Origin of the sequence: Brevibacterium otitidis, assembly GCF_042429315.1 — a bacterium.
Taxonomy (GTDB): Bacteria; Actinomycetota; Actinomycetes; order Actinomycetales; family Brevibacteriaceae; genus Brevibacterium; species Brevibacterium otitidis.
On the sequence record NZ_JBHMAU010000131.1, the window covers coordinates 33,211 to 46,879 of the forward strand.

At 67.2% G+C, this 13,669-nt stretch carries 13 protein-coding genes; 8 read left to right on the forward strand and 5 right to left on the reverse strand.

Annotated elements, in window-relative coordinates; genetic code table 11:
* Positions 1–79 precede the first annotated feature (79 nt).
* The 4 genes from glpX (at position 80) to ACFFN1_RS15670 (ending at position 4,834) form a co-directional block, all read left to right on the forward strand.
* The gene (glpX, locus tag ACFFN1_RS15655) at positions 80–1,207 is read left to right on the forward strand and encodes a class II fructose-bisphosphatase (protein ID WP_376841803.1); all 1,128 of its coding nucleotides are present in this window, start codon (positions 80–82) and stop codon (positions 1,205–1,207) included.
* On the forward strand, positions 1,207–1,872 hold the full coding sequence (locus tag ACFFN1_RS15660) for a carbonic anhydrase (RefSeq protein ID WP_376841805.1): 666 nt from the start codon (positions 1,207–1,209) through the stop codon (positions 1,870–1,872). The genes glpX and ACFFN1_RS15660 overlap by 1 nt, the downstream gene beginning before the upstream one ends.
* Positions 1,873–1,969: 97 nt before the next feature.
* Positions 1,970–3,373, forward strand: coding sequence for a class II fumarate hydratase (locus tag ACFFN1_RS15665; RefSeq protein WP_376841807.1), 1,404 nt, complete (start codon positions 1,970–1,972; stop codon positions 3,371–3,373).
* Positions 3,374–3,568: 195 nt separating this feature from the next.
* Entirely contained in the window at positions 3,569–4,834 is a 1,266-nt protein-coding gene (locus ACFFN1_RS15670; protein WP_376841808.1) for a TsoY family (seleno)protein, read from the forward strand.
* A 179-nt stretch (positions 4,835–5,013) separates the two neighbouring features.
* Here the strand turns inward: ACFFN1_RS15670 and phoH2 are convergent, their stop codons facing one another.
* Complete coding sequence (gene phoH2 / locus ACFFN1_RS15675; protein ID WP_376841810.1) at positions 5,014–6,321, reverse strand: RNA 5'-3' helicase PhoH2; 1,308 nt, start codon at positions 6,319–6,321, stop codon at positions 5,014–5,016.
* Between the two features lie 257 nt (positions 6,322–6,578).
* Positions 6,579–7,367 carry an isoprenyl transferase gene (locus tag ACFFN1_RS15680; RefSeq protein WP_376841812.1) on the reverse strand — a complete coding sequence of 263 codons (789 nt, stop codon included), beginning with the start codon at positions 7,365–7,367 and terminating at the stop codon, positions 6,579–6,581.
* 179 nt (positions 7,368–7,546) lie between these two features.
* Between ACFFN1_RS15680 and ACFFN1_RS15685 the strand changes: the two genes are divergently transcribed.
* Positions 7,547–8,464, forward strand: a complete 918-nt coding sequence (locus tag ACFFN1_RS15685) for a hypothetical protein (RefSeq protein WP_376841813.1) — start codon at positions 7,547–7,549, stop codon at positions 8,462–8,464.
* 104 nt (positions 8,465–8,568) lie between these two features.
* On the forward strand, positions 8,569–9,399 hold the full coding sequence (gene trhA / locus ACFFN1_RS15690) for a PAQR family membrane homeostasis protein TrhA (RefSeq protein ID WP_376841814.1): 831 nt from the start codon (positions 8,569–8,571) through the stop codon (positions 9,397–9,399).
* 64 nt (positions 9,400–9,463) lie between these two features.
* Here the strand turns inward: trhA and ACFFN1_RS15695 are convergent, their stop codons facing one another.
* Together ACFFN1_RS15695 and mca are read right to left on the reverse strand one after the other, a co-directional pair.
* Entirely contained in the window at positions 9,464–9,763 is a 300-nt protein-coding gene (locus ACFFN1_RS15695; protein ID WP_376841816.1) for a hypothetical protein, read from the reverse strand.
* On the reverse strand, positions 9,763–10,764 hold the full coding sequence (gene mca, locus ACFFN1_RS15700; RefSeq protein WP_376841817.1) for a mycothiol conjugate amidase Mca: 1,002 nt from the start codon (positions 10,762–10,764) through the stop codon (positions 9,763–9,765). Before mca ends, ACFFN1_RS15695 begins: the two co-directional genes overlap by 1 nt.
* Positions 10,765–10,921: 157 nt before the next feature.
* Between mca and ACFFN1_RS15705 the strand changes: the two genes are divergently transcribed.
* On the forward strand, positions 10,922–11,413 hold the full coding sequence (locus ACFFN1_RS15705) for a DUF4307 domain-containing protein (protein ID WP_376841819.1): 492 nt from the start codon (positions 10,922–10,924) through the stop codon (positions 11,411–11,413).
* A gap of 134 nt (positions 11,414–11,547) precedes the next feature.
* The gene (greA, locus tag ACFFN1_RS15710) at positions 11,548–12,042 is read left to right on the forward strand and encodes a transcription elongation factor GreA (protein WP_376841821.1); all 495 of its coding nucleotides are present in this window, start codon (positions 11,548–11,550) and stop codon (positions 12,040–12,042) included.
* 117 nt (positions 12,043–12,159) lie between these two features.
* Here the strand turns inward: greA and ACFFN1_RS15715 are convergent, their stop codons facing one another.
* Entirely contained in the window at positions 12,160–13,635 is a 1,476-nt protein-coding gene (locus ACFFN1_RS15715) for an AI-2E family transporter (RefSeq protein WP_376841823.1), read from the reverse strand.
* Between the last annotated feature and the right edge of the window lie 34 nt (positions 13,636–13,669).

Sequence of the window (13,669 nt, forward strand, 5' to 3'; positions counted from 1 at the left end):
GCCCGCACCCGGGGACAAAACCGCAGACAGCGCCTCACCCGCGCCTTCCACGCGCTGCCACTAATGGCACAATGAAGACATGACTGAGACCCCGTCTGAGAATCCGACAGAGGAAAAAGCCCACCACTCCGGAGGCCGGGCAGAGACCCCGCCGGTGGCTGTGACCGATGAATGGTCCCGCCGGCTGCAGCAGGACGAGGGCGGCCCCGACCGCAACCTCGCCCTCGAGCTCGTCCGCGTCACCGAGGCAGCCGCCCTCGCTGCCGCACCATGGGTGGGCCGCGGGGACAAGAACGCAGCCGACGGCGCAGCCGTGGCCGCGATGCGCAATGTCATCTCCACCGTCTCGATGACCGGCACCGTCGTCATCGGTGAAGGCGAGAAGGACGAAGCGCCGATGCTGTACAACGGCGAACCCGTCGGCAGCGGCCGGGGTCCGCGCGTCGATGTCGCCGTCGACCCGATCGACGGCACCACCCTGACCGCCAAGGGCATGCCCAACGCCATCTCCGTCATGGCCGTCAGCGAAGGCGGCGCCATGTACGACCCGTCTGCGGTGTTCTACATGGAGAAGCTCGTCACCGGGCCTGAGGCCGCTGACTTCGTCGACCTGCGTCTGCCGGTGGCCGAGAACATCCGCCGTGTCGCCAAGGCCAAGGGCAAAGGCAAGGACAACTCCTCGGTCACCGTCGTCATCCTTGACCGGCCCCGCCACGAGCACCTCATCGACGAGGTCCGCGAGGCTGGTGCGCGCATCCGCCTCATCAGCGACGGCGACGTCGCCGGCGCCATCGCCGCCTCCCGCCCGGGCACCGGCATCGATATGCTCATGGGCATCGGCGGCACCCCTGAAGGGATCATCACCGCCTGTGCGATCAAGGCGATGGGCGGCGTCATCCAGGGCCGCCTGTGGCCGCAGTCCGATGAGGAGCGGCAGAATGCCGTCGACGCCGGCCTCGACCCCGATGCGGTGCTCAGTACCGACGAGCTGGTCACCGGCGACAACACCTACTTCGTGGCCACTGGCATCACCGAAGGCGACCTGCTCGACGGGGTGCGCTACACCGGCCAGCACGTGCTGACCCACTCTCTCGTCATGCGCTCGCGCTCCGGCACCGTGCGCACGGTCAACGCCGAGCACAAGATGGCGAAGATGGACTCCTACGTCGAAGCTGCTGAAGAGGCCGCCCGCCGGGGGCTGGTCTGATGCCCGAGAGCGAGTACAGCTCACCTGCCGCTGCGTTCCTCCGGCTCATGGACGGCAATGACCGATTCGTCGCCGGCACCCCGCAGCACCCCAATCAGGATGCCGCACGCCGCGAGGACCTCAAGACCGCGCAGGCGCCCTTCGCCACACTGTTCGGCTGCTCGGACTCGCGGGTGGCCGCCGAGATGATCTTCGACGTCGGCCTCGGCGACATGTTCGTCGTGCGCACTGCCGGCCAGGTCACCGACTCGGTCACCCTCGGCAGCCTCGAGTACGGCGTCGAGGTGCTCGGCACACCCCTGCTCGTCGTGCTCGGCCACGACAACTGCGGGGCGATCACCGCCACGATCGAGTCCTTCGACTCCGGGCAGACCCCGGACGGGTTCATCTCCGATGTCGTCGCCCGCCTGCTGCCCGCCGTCGTCCACGCCCGCGCCGCCGGGCGCACCGACGTCAACAGCACAGTCGCGCAGAACACCCGCGACACCGTCAAGCGCCTCTACCAGCGCTCGACGATCCTGCGCACCGCTGTCGAAGAGGGCCGGCTCGTCATGCTCGGCCTGACCTACCACCTCGCCGACGGCCGGGTGAAAGTCGTCAGCCGCATGGGATCCCATCCCCCGCGCATCCCGCGCGCCGACCCCGCCCACGCCAGCAACCAGTAACCGCCTGCATTCTGCATCTGCCGCCGCCCCGGCACCCACCGCCTCGGGAACGGCCGACCCGCCCCAGCATGGGGCGCACACGAGACAAGGAGACACGATGGCACAAGAGTTCCGCATCGAACACGACACCATGGGCGAGGTCAAGGTCCCCGCCGACGCCCTCTACCGCGCCCAGACCCAGCGCGCAGTCGAGAACTTCCCGATCTCGGGCACGACGCTCGAACGCCAGCACATCGCAGCACTGGCCCAGGTGAAGAAGGCCGCCGCACGCGCCAACGAGGAGCTCGACGTCCTCGACGCGACCCGCTCCACGGCCATCCAGGCCGCTGCCGATGAGGTCATCGCCGGTGAGCACGACGCCCACTTCCCCATCGACGTGTTCCAGACCGGTTCGGGCACCTCATCGAACATGAACACCAACGAGGTGCTCGCCACCCTGGCGACGAAGGCCCTCGAAAGCGAAGGCGTCGAGGTCCACCCCAACGACCACGTCAACGCCTCGCAGTCCTCCAACGACGTCTTCCCCACCTCGGTCCACGTCGCTGTGACCTCCGCTCTGGTCCACGAGCTCAAGCCGGCGATGGAGAAGCTCGCCGCCAGCATCGAGGCCAAGGCCGCGGAGTTCAAGGACATCGTCAAGTCCGGCCGCACCCACCTCATGGACGCCACCCCGGTGACGCTCGGCCAGGAGTTCGGCGGCTACGCAGCGCAGGTCCGCTACGGCATCGAGCGCATCGAGGCAGCGCTGCCGCGCGTGGCTGAGGTTCCGCAGGGCGGCACCGCGGTGGGCACCGGCATCAACACCCCCGACGGCTTCTCCTCCCGCGTCGTCGAGTTGCTCGCCGAGCAGACCGGCCTGCCCATCACCGAGGCGCGCAACCACTTCGAGGCGCAGGCCAACCGCGACGGCCTCGTCGAGGTCTCCGGGCAGCTGCGCACGATCGCGTACTCGTACATGAAGATCAACAACGACCTGCGCTGGATGGGCTCGGGCCCGAACACCGGCCTGGGCGAACTGCACATCCCGGACCTGCAGCCCGGTTCGTCGATCATGCCCGGCAAGGTCAACCCGGTCATCTGCGAGGCCGCGATCCAGGCGATGGCCCAGGTCATCGGCAACGACACGACCGTGGCGCTGTCCAGCACCAACGGCGCCTTCGAGCTCAACGTCGGCATCCCGGTGATGGCCGCCAACCTGCTCGAGTCGATCCGCCTCATCGCCAACATCTCGACTGTCATGGCCGAGAAGATGATCGACGGGCTGACCGCCAATGAGGAGCGCTGCCGGTTCCTCGCCGAGGCCTCACCGTCGATCGTCACCCCGCTCAACAAGGTCATCGGCTACGAGGCTGCTGCCAAGATCGCCAAGCACGCCGTGGCCAACAAGATGACCGTCAAGGAGGCCACCATCGACCTCGGCTTCGTTGAGGACGGCTCGATCAGCGAAGCCGACCTCGACAAGGCCCTCGACGTCTCGACGATGATCGGCTCCTACACCTGAGCCCAGCCGGCAGGCGCACGCGCCTGAGCTGAGCTGATGCTACGGCGCCCCGCAGTCCTGGACCACCGGGATCTGCGGGGCGCTGCTGCGTTCCGGGATCACACGGATTGATACCCCCAGGGGTATGGTATGGTGATCGTGCAGATATACCCCAGGGGGCATTCGGAATGTTCCCCGCTGACCCAAGGACGCACCATGATTCGCAATCTCGGAGAGAAGTACTCCCCGCTCTATTTCCTGGCCGCCCTCGGCTTCGGAGGCACGTCGGTGTTCTTCTTCATGTACTTCATGTTCCTCACCCCGCACCCGCAGACCCCGATCCCGACCTTCGAGTCCATCGCCGCCGCCTGGGCCACTGGCCCGGTCGCCATGCAGGCGGCGATCGCCATCGCCTATGTCGGCATGAGCGTCTTCGCCCTCGGCCACCTGGGCCTGCTGGCCTGGAACCTCAGCGAACTCGCGATCTTCAAGCGCACCCCCGCCTACCAGGGGCTGCTCGGCTCGAACGCCCGGGTCACCCTGATGGCCGTGCCGCTGACGCTCGGCATGACGATCAACACCCTCTTCGTCACCTCCGCGACCCTCCTCCCGGGCCTGTGGAACGTCATCGAATACCTCTTCCCGCTCGCCCTCGCTGCCTTCGCCGCCGTCGGCTGGCTCGCCTTCCGCACCCTCAAGGACTACCTCGGCCGGATTCTCACCGGCGAGGGCTTCGCGATGGAGAAGAACAACGGCCTCAACCAGCTGCTGGCTGTCTTCGCTCTCGCGATGATCGCCGTGGGCTTCTCCGCCTCGGCGGCGATGAGCACCGTGCAGGCGACCGTCGTCATCGGCTTCATCGGCTCGCTCGTCTTCGCCACTGCTGCGATCGGACTGTTCCTCCTCGTCGTGCCCGTCGGCTTCGCCTCGATGCTGCGTCACGGCCTCGGGGTCGAGAACAGCCCGACGCTGTGGATGACGGTGCCGATCGTCACGCTGCTCGGCATCATGTTCATGCGCGACTTCCACGGCTTCGCCACCCTCAGCGGATTCGCCGGCACCGACCAGCCCGGCACCGCCACGCTCGTGCCGTTCGTCGTGCTCAGCGTCCTGCTGGCCTTCCAGACCGTGGTGTTCATGTTCGGCAAGGCGGCGATGAACCGCAACGGCTACCTGCGCCGGTTCGTCTACGGCCGTGAGGCCTCTGCCGGTTCGTTCGGACTCGTGTGCCCCGGTGTGGCCTACGGTGTGCTCGGCTTCTTCTGGCTGCACGCAGGCCTCGTCGGTGCCGGCATCGTCGAGCGCAACTCGGCGGTGTACTTCGCGATCCTCGCCGGACTGCTGACCGTCCAGCTCGTGACGATCGCCGGCACACTCAAGCTCGTGTCGAACAACCTGCTCACCCGCCGCACCCCGGCCGCCGCGACCGCAGACACCGCTGCCGAGGCGCCGGCGCAGGTTCCGGCACCGGCATCTGTCTGACCGCTGAGTCTGACCGGCTGACCAGGCCAGACGCAGGGATGCGCGACGAGGCTGGCGCTTCGTCGGCACAGCCCCATGCGACACAACCACGCCAAAAGTCCGGGCGTGGCACCAGACGAGGGCCCGTCTCCCACCGCTGATTGCGGCGGGAGACGGGTCCTCGCGTTCGGGTGTGTCGCCTATGCGACGTAGGAGTCCTCCAGCACTCCGGTGACGAGGTCGGCGATCGCCGAGCGCTCCGACCGGGTGAGGGTGATGTGCCCGAAGAGCGGGTGGCCCTTGAGCTTCTCGATGACCGCGGCGATCCCGTCGTGCCGGCCGACGCGCAGATTGTCGCGCTGGGCGACATCGTGGGTGAGCACCACGCGGGAGTTCTGGCCGATGCGCGAGAGGACTGTCAGCAGCACCGTGCGCTCCAGCGACTGCGCCTCATCGACGATGACGAAGGCATCGTGCAGGGACCGGCCGCGGATGTGGGTCAGCGGCAGGATCTCGAGCATCCCGCGGTCGAGGACCTCATCGATGACGTGCTTGGACACGAGCGCGCCAAGGGTGTCGAAGACCGCCTCAGCCCACGGGTTCATCTTTTCCGCCTCGGCTCCGGGCAGATATCCGAGGTTCTGCCCGCCCACGGCGTACAGCGGGCGGAACACCATGATCCTCTTGTGTGTGCGCTCCTCCATCACCGCCTGCAGCCCGGCCATGAGCGCCATCGCCGACTTGCCGGTGCCGGCCCGGCCGCCCAGCGACACGATGCCCACCTCCGGGTCGAGCAGCATGTCGAGGGCGATGCGCTGTTCGGCTGAGCGGCCGTGCATGCCGAAGGCGTCGCGGTCGCCGCGGACGAGCTTGACGGTGTTCGGTGCTGAGACCCGCCCGAGCCCAGACCCGCGCGGTGAGGAGATGACAAGCCCGGTGTTGACGATCTCGTCGGCGACCGCATCGGTGTGCACGACGCCGGAGTCGAACAGCTCGTTCATCTGCGCTTCGTCGAGATCGAGCGTGCTCAGCCCGGTGAACCCGGATTCGGTGGCCTGTTCGGCGAGGTACTCCTCGGTCTTGAGCCCGACCGCTGCGGCTTTGACGCGCATCGGCACGTCCTTGGTGATGACGATGACGTCATCGCCTTCGGCCTGCAGGTTCCGGGCGACGGCGAGGATGCGGGTGTCGTTCTCGGTGCGGTCGAAGCCCACCGGCATCGTCGAGGCGTCGATGTGGTTGAGTTCGACCCGGATCGATCCGCCGTCGTCGCCGATCGGCAGCGGCTCGTCGAGGCGCCCGAAGTCCTCGCGCAGCTCATCGAGGATGCTGAGTGCGCGCCGGGCGGTGACACCGAGTTCGGGGTGGTGGCGCTTGGCTTCGAGCTCGCTGACGACGATGAGCGGAATCACCACCTCGTGCTCGGCGAACCGCATCATTGCGTGCGGGTCAGACAGCAGGACCGACGTGTCGAGCACGTACGTGTGGGTGTCGCTTATTGCGGCCATGGGGCTCCCCTATGCATCGTGTGCCGAAGTGCCCCAGCTCAATCCTTCCCCGACGAGTCGAACACTCCGGGTTGGTGTCAGCCAACTGGTTCCAATCTATGAACCCGAAGTCGCCGTGGTGCGCTCCGACACTCCGACGTCTCATGATGCGGAGGTGAATCTCAGATGAATCCGCCTGCCGGGTGTCGTCACCGCGCCCGAGGCGGTGGCTGGCCTGATGCGAGAGCCCGAGGCGGTGGTTGGCCCCGCGTGGAAGCTCAGCGCCCGAAGCGGCGGTTGCGGTTGCCGTAGGCGCGCACGGCGCGCAGGAAGTCGGTGCGGCGGAAGTCGGGCCAGTAGGCCTCGCAGAAGTAGAACTCCGAGTACGCCGACTGCCACATCATGAAGCCCGACAGCCGCTGCTCGCCTGAGGAGCGGATGATGAGATCGGGGTCCGGCTGGCCCTTGGTGTAGAGGTGCTTGGAGATCTCCTCTTCGCTCAGCGCCTCGATGATCTCCTCGATGTTCTCCCCTGCTGCGGCGTGTTCGCGCAGCAGGCACTTGACAGCGTTGACGATCTCCTGCCGGCCGCCGTAGCCGACGGCGACATTGACGGTCATGCGCTTGTCGCGGCCCTCGGAATTCGAGCGCTCCTGCGCGTCGGCCAGGCGCGTGCGCAGGGGTTCGGGGATGGTGGCGAGGTCGCCGACAAGCTGGACGGACACGCTCGGCTTGCCGGCGATCTGGTCGACGAGGTCGGAGATGATCTCGGTCAGCGCCGCGACCTCGTCGGCGGAGCGGGCGAGGTTCTCCTTCGACAGCACGTAGAGGGTCACGACCTCGACGCCGAGCTCTTCGCACCAGCCGAGGAATTCGACGATCTTGCCTGCGCCCATCCGGTGGCCGTCAGCGGTGGTCTTGCCGAACTCCTTGGCCCAGCGTCGGTTGCCGTCGGTGATGACCCCGACGTGACACGGGATCGCGGCAGTGTCATCGCCGTGCTCGAGCTGCCGTTTGACCCGGCGGTCGTACAGGCGGTAGAGCCACCCGAGCGGGGATCCGGCCATCGACTCTCCTGAGGTGTTGCGTGGGGAAGCTGCCTATGAAATGAGGTGCAGCGCTTCTCAGCATAACGGTCAGCCGCAGGACATGACGGCCAGCCAATGCCGTACACATCGCCTGGGCGCTGTTGTACGGTGACTGTGTACGTCAGTGACGACAGACACAGATGGAAGGTGCAGAGGCAATGACAGTGAAACCGACTGCCAAGTGGAAGGCTCACCTGCGCTGGATCATCTTGCTGGCTCTCGTGCCGGTCTCGTTCTTCGTCATACTGACGGTACTGGTGTTCTACACGCCGTACTCAACCAGCGACGAGGCCGGTCTGCTCGCAACGACGTTCGCACTTCTGCTGTGGTTCGCATGGTTTGGCGTCCCAGCCATCTTCTTCATTCTGTCGCTGTTCGCAATGCGCGCTGCATACAAGACATCGGACGCTTACCAGCAGAAGCTCCGGTCGAAGCAGCATGCGCAGCAGCAGCGCATTCAGCAGCAGATCGTCCAGCAGGGCGGCCCACCCTTGGACGAATCGACCCGGCGTGCTGAGATCGCCCGGGCAAGTCATTTCCTCAATCGGTTGCACAGCGGGCAAGAACTCCCAGCAGTGCCAGCATTCCACATGACGCTGGAGCCTGGTGAAGCCGTCCACCATGTGTTCCGGGCGCAGTACGCTCGCTGCTACGGAATGGACGTCACGTATACAACCGGCAGCACATTCGCCGTCGGCAGCCCGCTGTTCGTCGCCGGCAGCATGCTCGCCTCCGCTGCCAATAACGCCAGCGTCCGAAATCGAGCACAGGCGATGGCCGCCGAGCAGTGGCGCGAGATTCAGTACACCGATGTCTTCCTGACTGACCGCCGCCTCATCATCCCGATCGGCGGGCGAATGCTGGACTTCTGGTTCAACGGTCTGCGTGCTTTCTACCCGGATCTCAACAGGATGACGCTGATTTTCGACTACGGCGAGCAATCTGAACCGCTGCAGCTGATGTCACCCGGCATCGCACCCGCATCAGTCATGGTCGTCAACTACCTGCAGGGCACTTCGGGACTGGAACAGCATCCGGCAATCGGCGAGGTTCGTGCGCTCGCGCTTCACAACTGAGCCGACGAGGCGCCCGCCTATCTCACTTGCATCGCCTTCTGCCCGCGCCGCCCTCGCCTGCTCTCGCCCGGCGAATTCCCAACTGCGGAAACTACCATTGAGACATGACGTCACGCCTTGCCGAACCTGACCAGCCGCAGCACGACGCTGGGACGTACCGGCATGCATCGAAGCGCACCGCCCAGCCCACGAGTCTCGATCCGAGCCACCCGATGTCACGGACCTACCGGCTCGCCCTGTCCCGGCGCGGCCGCGCGCTGCGCCACGAACTGGGCAAACTCGCCGGCCAGGTGCGCCCGTCGTGGCGCGGCTGGATCCACGCAGGCGCCTTCCCGCTCGCCGTGCTCGGCGGACTGACACTGGTCATCATCTCCCCGACGATCGTCTCACGCTTAGGCGGAGCGGTCTTCGCACTCACCGGCATGATGCTCTTCGGCACCTCGGCGGTCTACCACCGCGGCCGCTGGCGGATGCGCATCCGCCTCATCCTGCGCCGCATCGACCACGCCAACATCTTCCTCATCATCGCCGGCACCTACACACCGCTGGCGATCCTGACGCTGGAGACCCGCCAATGGGTGATCCTGCTGTCGATCATGTGGGCAGGTGCGATCATCGGCGTGCTCTTCCGGGTGCTGTGGACAACGGCCCCGCGCTGGCTGTTCGTGCCGGTCTACATCGGCATCGGCGTCGCCGGCGTCGGCTACATCCCCGCGATCTGGGCGCAGAACCTCGCCGTCGGCATCCTCATCGTCACCGGCGGCGCGTGCTACATCGCCGGCGCAGTCATCTACGGCATCAAACGCCCGAACCCGCTGCCGCGCACCTTCGGCTTCCACGAGATCTTCCACACCTTCACGGTGCTCGGCTACGGCAGCCACCTGGCCGCGCTGCTCATCGCCGCGGTCATCGCCAGCCCCGAGCTCCACGGCTGAGCGGAGACGAGTCCGCTCTCACACGCCGCCGCCGAGGTGCCGGTTCCCTCCCGGCGCGTCGCCGCTACTGTCGCTGGTCGCCGTCGCCCTCGGTGTCGAAGGAGTCATTGGCCTTCGAGGTGTGGGTCTCCGGCTGGTAGCGGCGCTGCTGCTCCTTGGCCAGCGGAATCGGATAGTGCTCGACGGCATGCACACGCCCGCGCACGCGGCGCACTCGGCGCAGCGCATCGCGGATGAGGAACACCGTCGCGATGACGAGCGCCAGGGTCACGAGGAAGCCGACCGTTCCCGGTGTCACGAGCTCTGGGTCCGGGTAGCGGACACCGTCCGTCGGGCTCGGGCTGGCTGCCAGGAATGTGAGCATCAGCTGTTCTCCCTGTCTGCCGACCCGAGTCCGGCAGCAGCCGGCTCGCCGGCACCGCCGGCAGCCGGCTCGTCAGCCACGACATACGGGGCCAACAGCCCTTCATCGGGCACCCGGCGGCCGTCATCGCGGGTGATGCCGGCGAACAGGTCCGTTTCGAGGAAGTCCCGGCTGCGGTCCAGGGGCTCCCGGCCGGTGTGGTCGGCGGCGAGCTCGAACTCCTCGGTCGGCCAGAAGCTCTTGGCGATCTTCCGCGCCTCGGAGAAGAACCCGCCCTTCGGGTCGATCTGGGTTGCGTGTGAGAGCAGCGCCCGGTCGGAGCGCTCCATGTACTCGCCGCAGGCGATCCGGGCGGTCATCCAGCTCTGCCGCTCCTCGGACCGCTCCCGGTAGCGCTCCAGCATGTCCGTGAACGGCGACTCGTGGCCGGCCGCGGTCATCTTCTCGTGGATCGCCAGCCACTTCCTGGGCGAGAGATCCATGTTGTAGTAGACCTTCTGCACCTGCCAGGCCTCACCCAGCTCCGGGTTGACCTCCGCCGCGGCGGCCTGCTCGACGGCAGCCATCGACACGATGTGGGTCTTGATGTGGTCCGGGTGCGGGTAGCCGCCGCGCTCGTCATAGGTGGTGAGCACATGCGGGCGGAAGCTGCGGATGAGGTGCACGAGCGGTCGGGCGGCGACCTCGGTGGGCACCTGGTAGAAGGAGCCGTGCGGAGTCTCGGTCTCCGGCTCGCCTTTGGGCAGTCCGGAGTCGACGAAGCCCACCCAGCGATGCTCGGCGCCGAGCACCTCGGCGGCGGCAGCCATCTCATGCCGGCGCAGGCCGGCGATGTCGCGGCGGGCGGCCGGGCTCTTGACCAGCGCCGGGTTGAGGATCGAACCAGCCTCGCCACCGGTCATCGTGGCGATCATCACCCGCGCGCCCCGCGAGGTGTACAGCGCAGTGGTGGCGGCGCCCTTCGATGACTCATCATCGGGGTGAGCATGCACGGCGAGCATGCGCAGACCGTGGAACGGGCGACCGGACGATACGGACATAAGCAGCGGGAACCTCTCACAGGACAGCCCACGGCACTGCCGCGGGCGCAGTACGGACTAGAGTATAGAGTAGTAGCCCAGCTCCCGTGGAACGAATCCGGCTGCCAGAAAGGACCGCATGACCGAGGAGACCTCCCGCACCGGCGAGAACGCCGGCAGCGGCGGCGGCCGGGTGGCTGTCTCCGACCGCTACGGCTCCCGCTCCCGGCTCCCGCAGCATCGCAGGCAGGCGACCACCGCCTCGGGCCCTGGGCGCCGCCCGCTCATCATCATCGCCGCGGTCATCGCCTTTGCCATCATGATCGGCCTGGCCGCCTGGTTCGCCTTCGCCCCCGCACGCGTGCCGGACACGCCCAAGACCATCCGCTACGATGTCGTCGACTCCTCACTGACCCGCACGACGATCTCCATCGTCCCTGATGAGACCCGCGACATCGGCTGCGCGGTGCAGGCGACGAACCTGCAGGAGGCCGTCGTCGGGTTCCGCGAGATCACCGTTCCGGCACAGGCGGATGCCTCCACCTCGGAGCCGGTGCAGATCGACGTCGACATCCGCACAACCCAGCTTGCCGCCAGCGGGCACGTAGATTCCTGCTGGTATGTGAGTTAGACTGAGCGTTCACATCGATTCCCGGTCACCTGCGGGTGTCCGGGAATTCTCATTGTCCGTCGTGTCCAGCTGGGCACGCATCTGCCGCTGCAGGTCATCCGGTCCGGCTGCGGCACTGTGTTGAGGAGATGAAAATGACCGAGGAGACCACAGCCGAAGAGACCTGGCTCAGCCAGGAAGCCTACGACCGGCTGGCTGAGGAGCTCGAGCACCTCAGCGGGCCCGGTCGCGCCGAGATCGCCGAGCGCATTGAAGCCGCCCGGGACGAGGGCGACCTGCGCGAGAACGGCGGCTACCATGCCGCGCGTGAGGAGCAGGGCAAGAACGAGGCCCGGATCCGTCAGCTCGAGCACCTGCTGCGCCATGCCAAGGTCGGCGAGGCCGACACCGACACCACCACTGTCGCCCCCGGCAAGATCGTCGTCGTGAAGATGAACGGCAAGGAGATGCGCTTCCTGCTCGGCTCACGCGAGATCGCGATGGACGACTCGATCAACGTCTTCTCCGAGCAGTCCCCGCTCGGCGCGGCGGTCAACGGCCGCTCGGTCGGCGATGACGCCACCTATGAAGCACCCAATGGCAAGGAGATGACGGTTTCGATCACCGGCGTTGAGGCCTACACCGGCTGAGCACGCCCCACTGACCGCACCAGCGCACCTGCCGCATCATGAGCAGGGCGCGCACGACGAAGGGCGGGTCCGCTGCTGCGGACCCGCCCTCAGTTCTCTCGACTCAGTCTTCTCGGCTCAGTCCTCGCGGCGCGAGCGCCCGGCCGCGTCGCCTGTGCCGCCTGCCGAGGCGGAGGCGCCTCCCGCCGCCGAGGTGCCGGACTCCTCAGCGTGCGTATCGCCGCTGGGAGCGGACTTCCCATACCCGGTGACGTCCGGAGCCAGCGGTGCGTCCTTCTCATCGTGGCTGAGATCCGGGGACGGCCCGGGCGTCGCCCGCCTGCCGTCGGGCTCCTCCTTCTTCTCGCCGCCAGCGGCGTAGACATCCTCGCCGGCCAGGTAGAGGACGATCGTGTTGAGGACCGCGATGATCGGCACCGCGAAGAGCGCACCGACGATGCCGTAGAGGGTCGCGCCGGCAGAGACGGCGAGCACGACGGCCAGCGGGTGGACGGAGACGGCCTTGCCCATGATGAAGGGCTGCAGGACATTGCCTTCGATCTGCTGAACGGCCAGCACCACGCCGGTCATGATGATCGCGGCGATGAGGCCCTTGGAGACGAGGGCGACGATGACGGCGATGATGCCGGTGACGACAGCACCGACGATCGGCACGAAGGAGCCGAGGAACACGAGCACCGTGAGCGGGAAGACGAGCGGGATGCCGATGAAGAAGGCACCGATGCCGATGCCGAGCGCGTCGACGCCGGCGACGATCACCTGCACCCGCACGTACTGCACAAGCGACTGCCAGCCGCGCAGACCGGCACCCTCGGCGCGGCCGCGGGCACGCCGCGGCAGCAGACCGATGAACCACGAGTAGATCCGCTGGCCGTCATAGAGGAAGAAGAACGAGGTGAACAGCGTCAGGATCAGGCCGGTGAAGAAGCTGCCGACCGACATCGCCGCACCGGCGACTCCGCCGAGGATCTGCCCGGAGCGCTCTTCGAGCATCGCCACAGCTTTATTCAGGGCATCATCGATCGCCACGGAGATGCGTGAGGAGTCGAGGCCGAAGGGGTTCTGCTGCAGGAAGTCAGAGATCGCGCGGATGCCGGCGACGACCTGACCGGTCAGCTCCCCCATGCCGACGACGATCTGCTGGCCGACGAGCGTCAGCAGCCCGACGACGAGGAGGATGAAGCCGACGAAGGTGACACCGGCTGCCGCACCGCGGTTCCAGCCGTGGCGGATGAGGAAGCGCGAGATCGGTGAGAGCAGGGCGGTGATGAGCAGGGCGAGGAGCGCCGGCAGCAGGATGACCGACAGCTTCGACAGCAGCCAGTAGCCCACACCGATCGCCGCAAGCACGATGAGAGCCCGCCATGACCAGGCTGCGGCCAGACGCATCGGCAGGGAGACATAGGGCTCGTAGGCGCCGCGCCCCTTCTCGTCTTCCGTCGGCTCGGGGGCCGGCGGCTCCGGGTAGGCCGGTGCGACCGGCGGTGCGCTGAAGGTTCCAGCGGGAGCCTGCGCGGCTTGGTCGCGACGGGAGCGGAAGCCCTCCCATGCACTGCGAAGCCGTCCGGGTCTGCGCTGCTGTTGCTCTGCCATAGGGTCAGCTTATCGCCTTGCACCCGCACTGCCA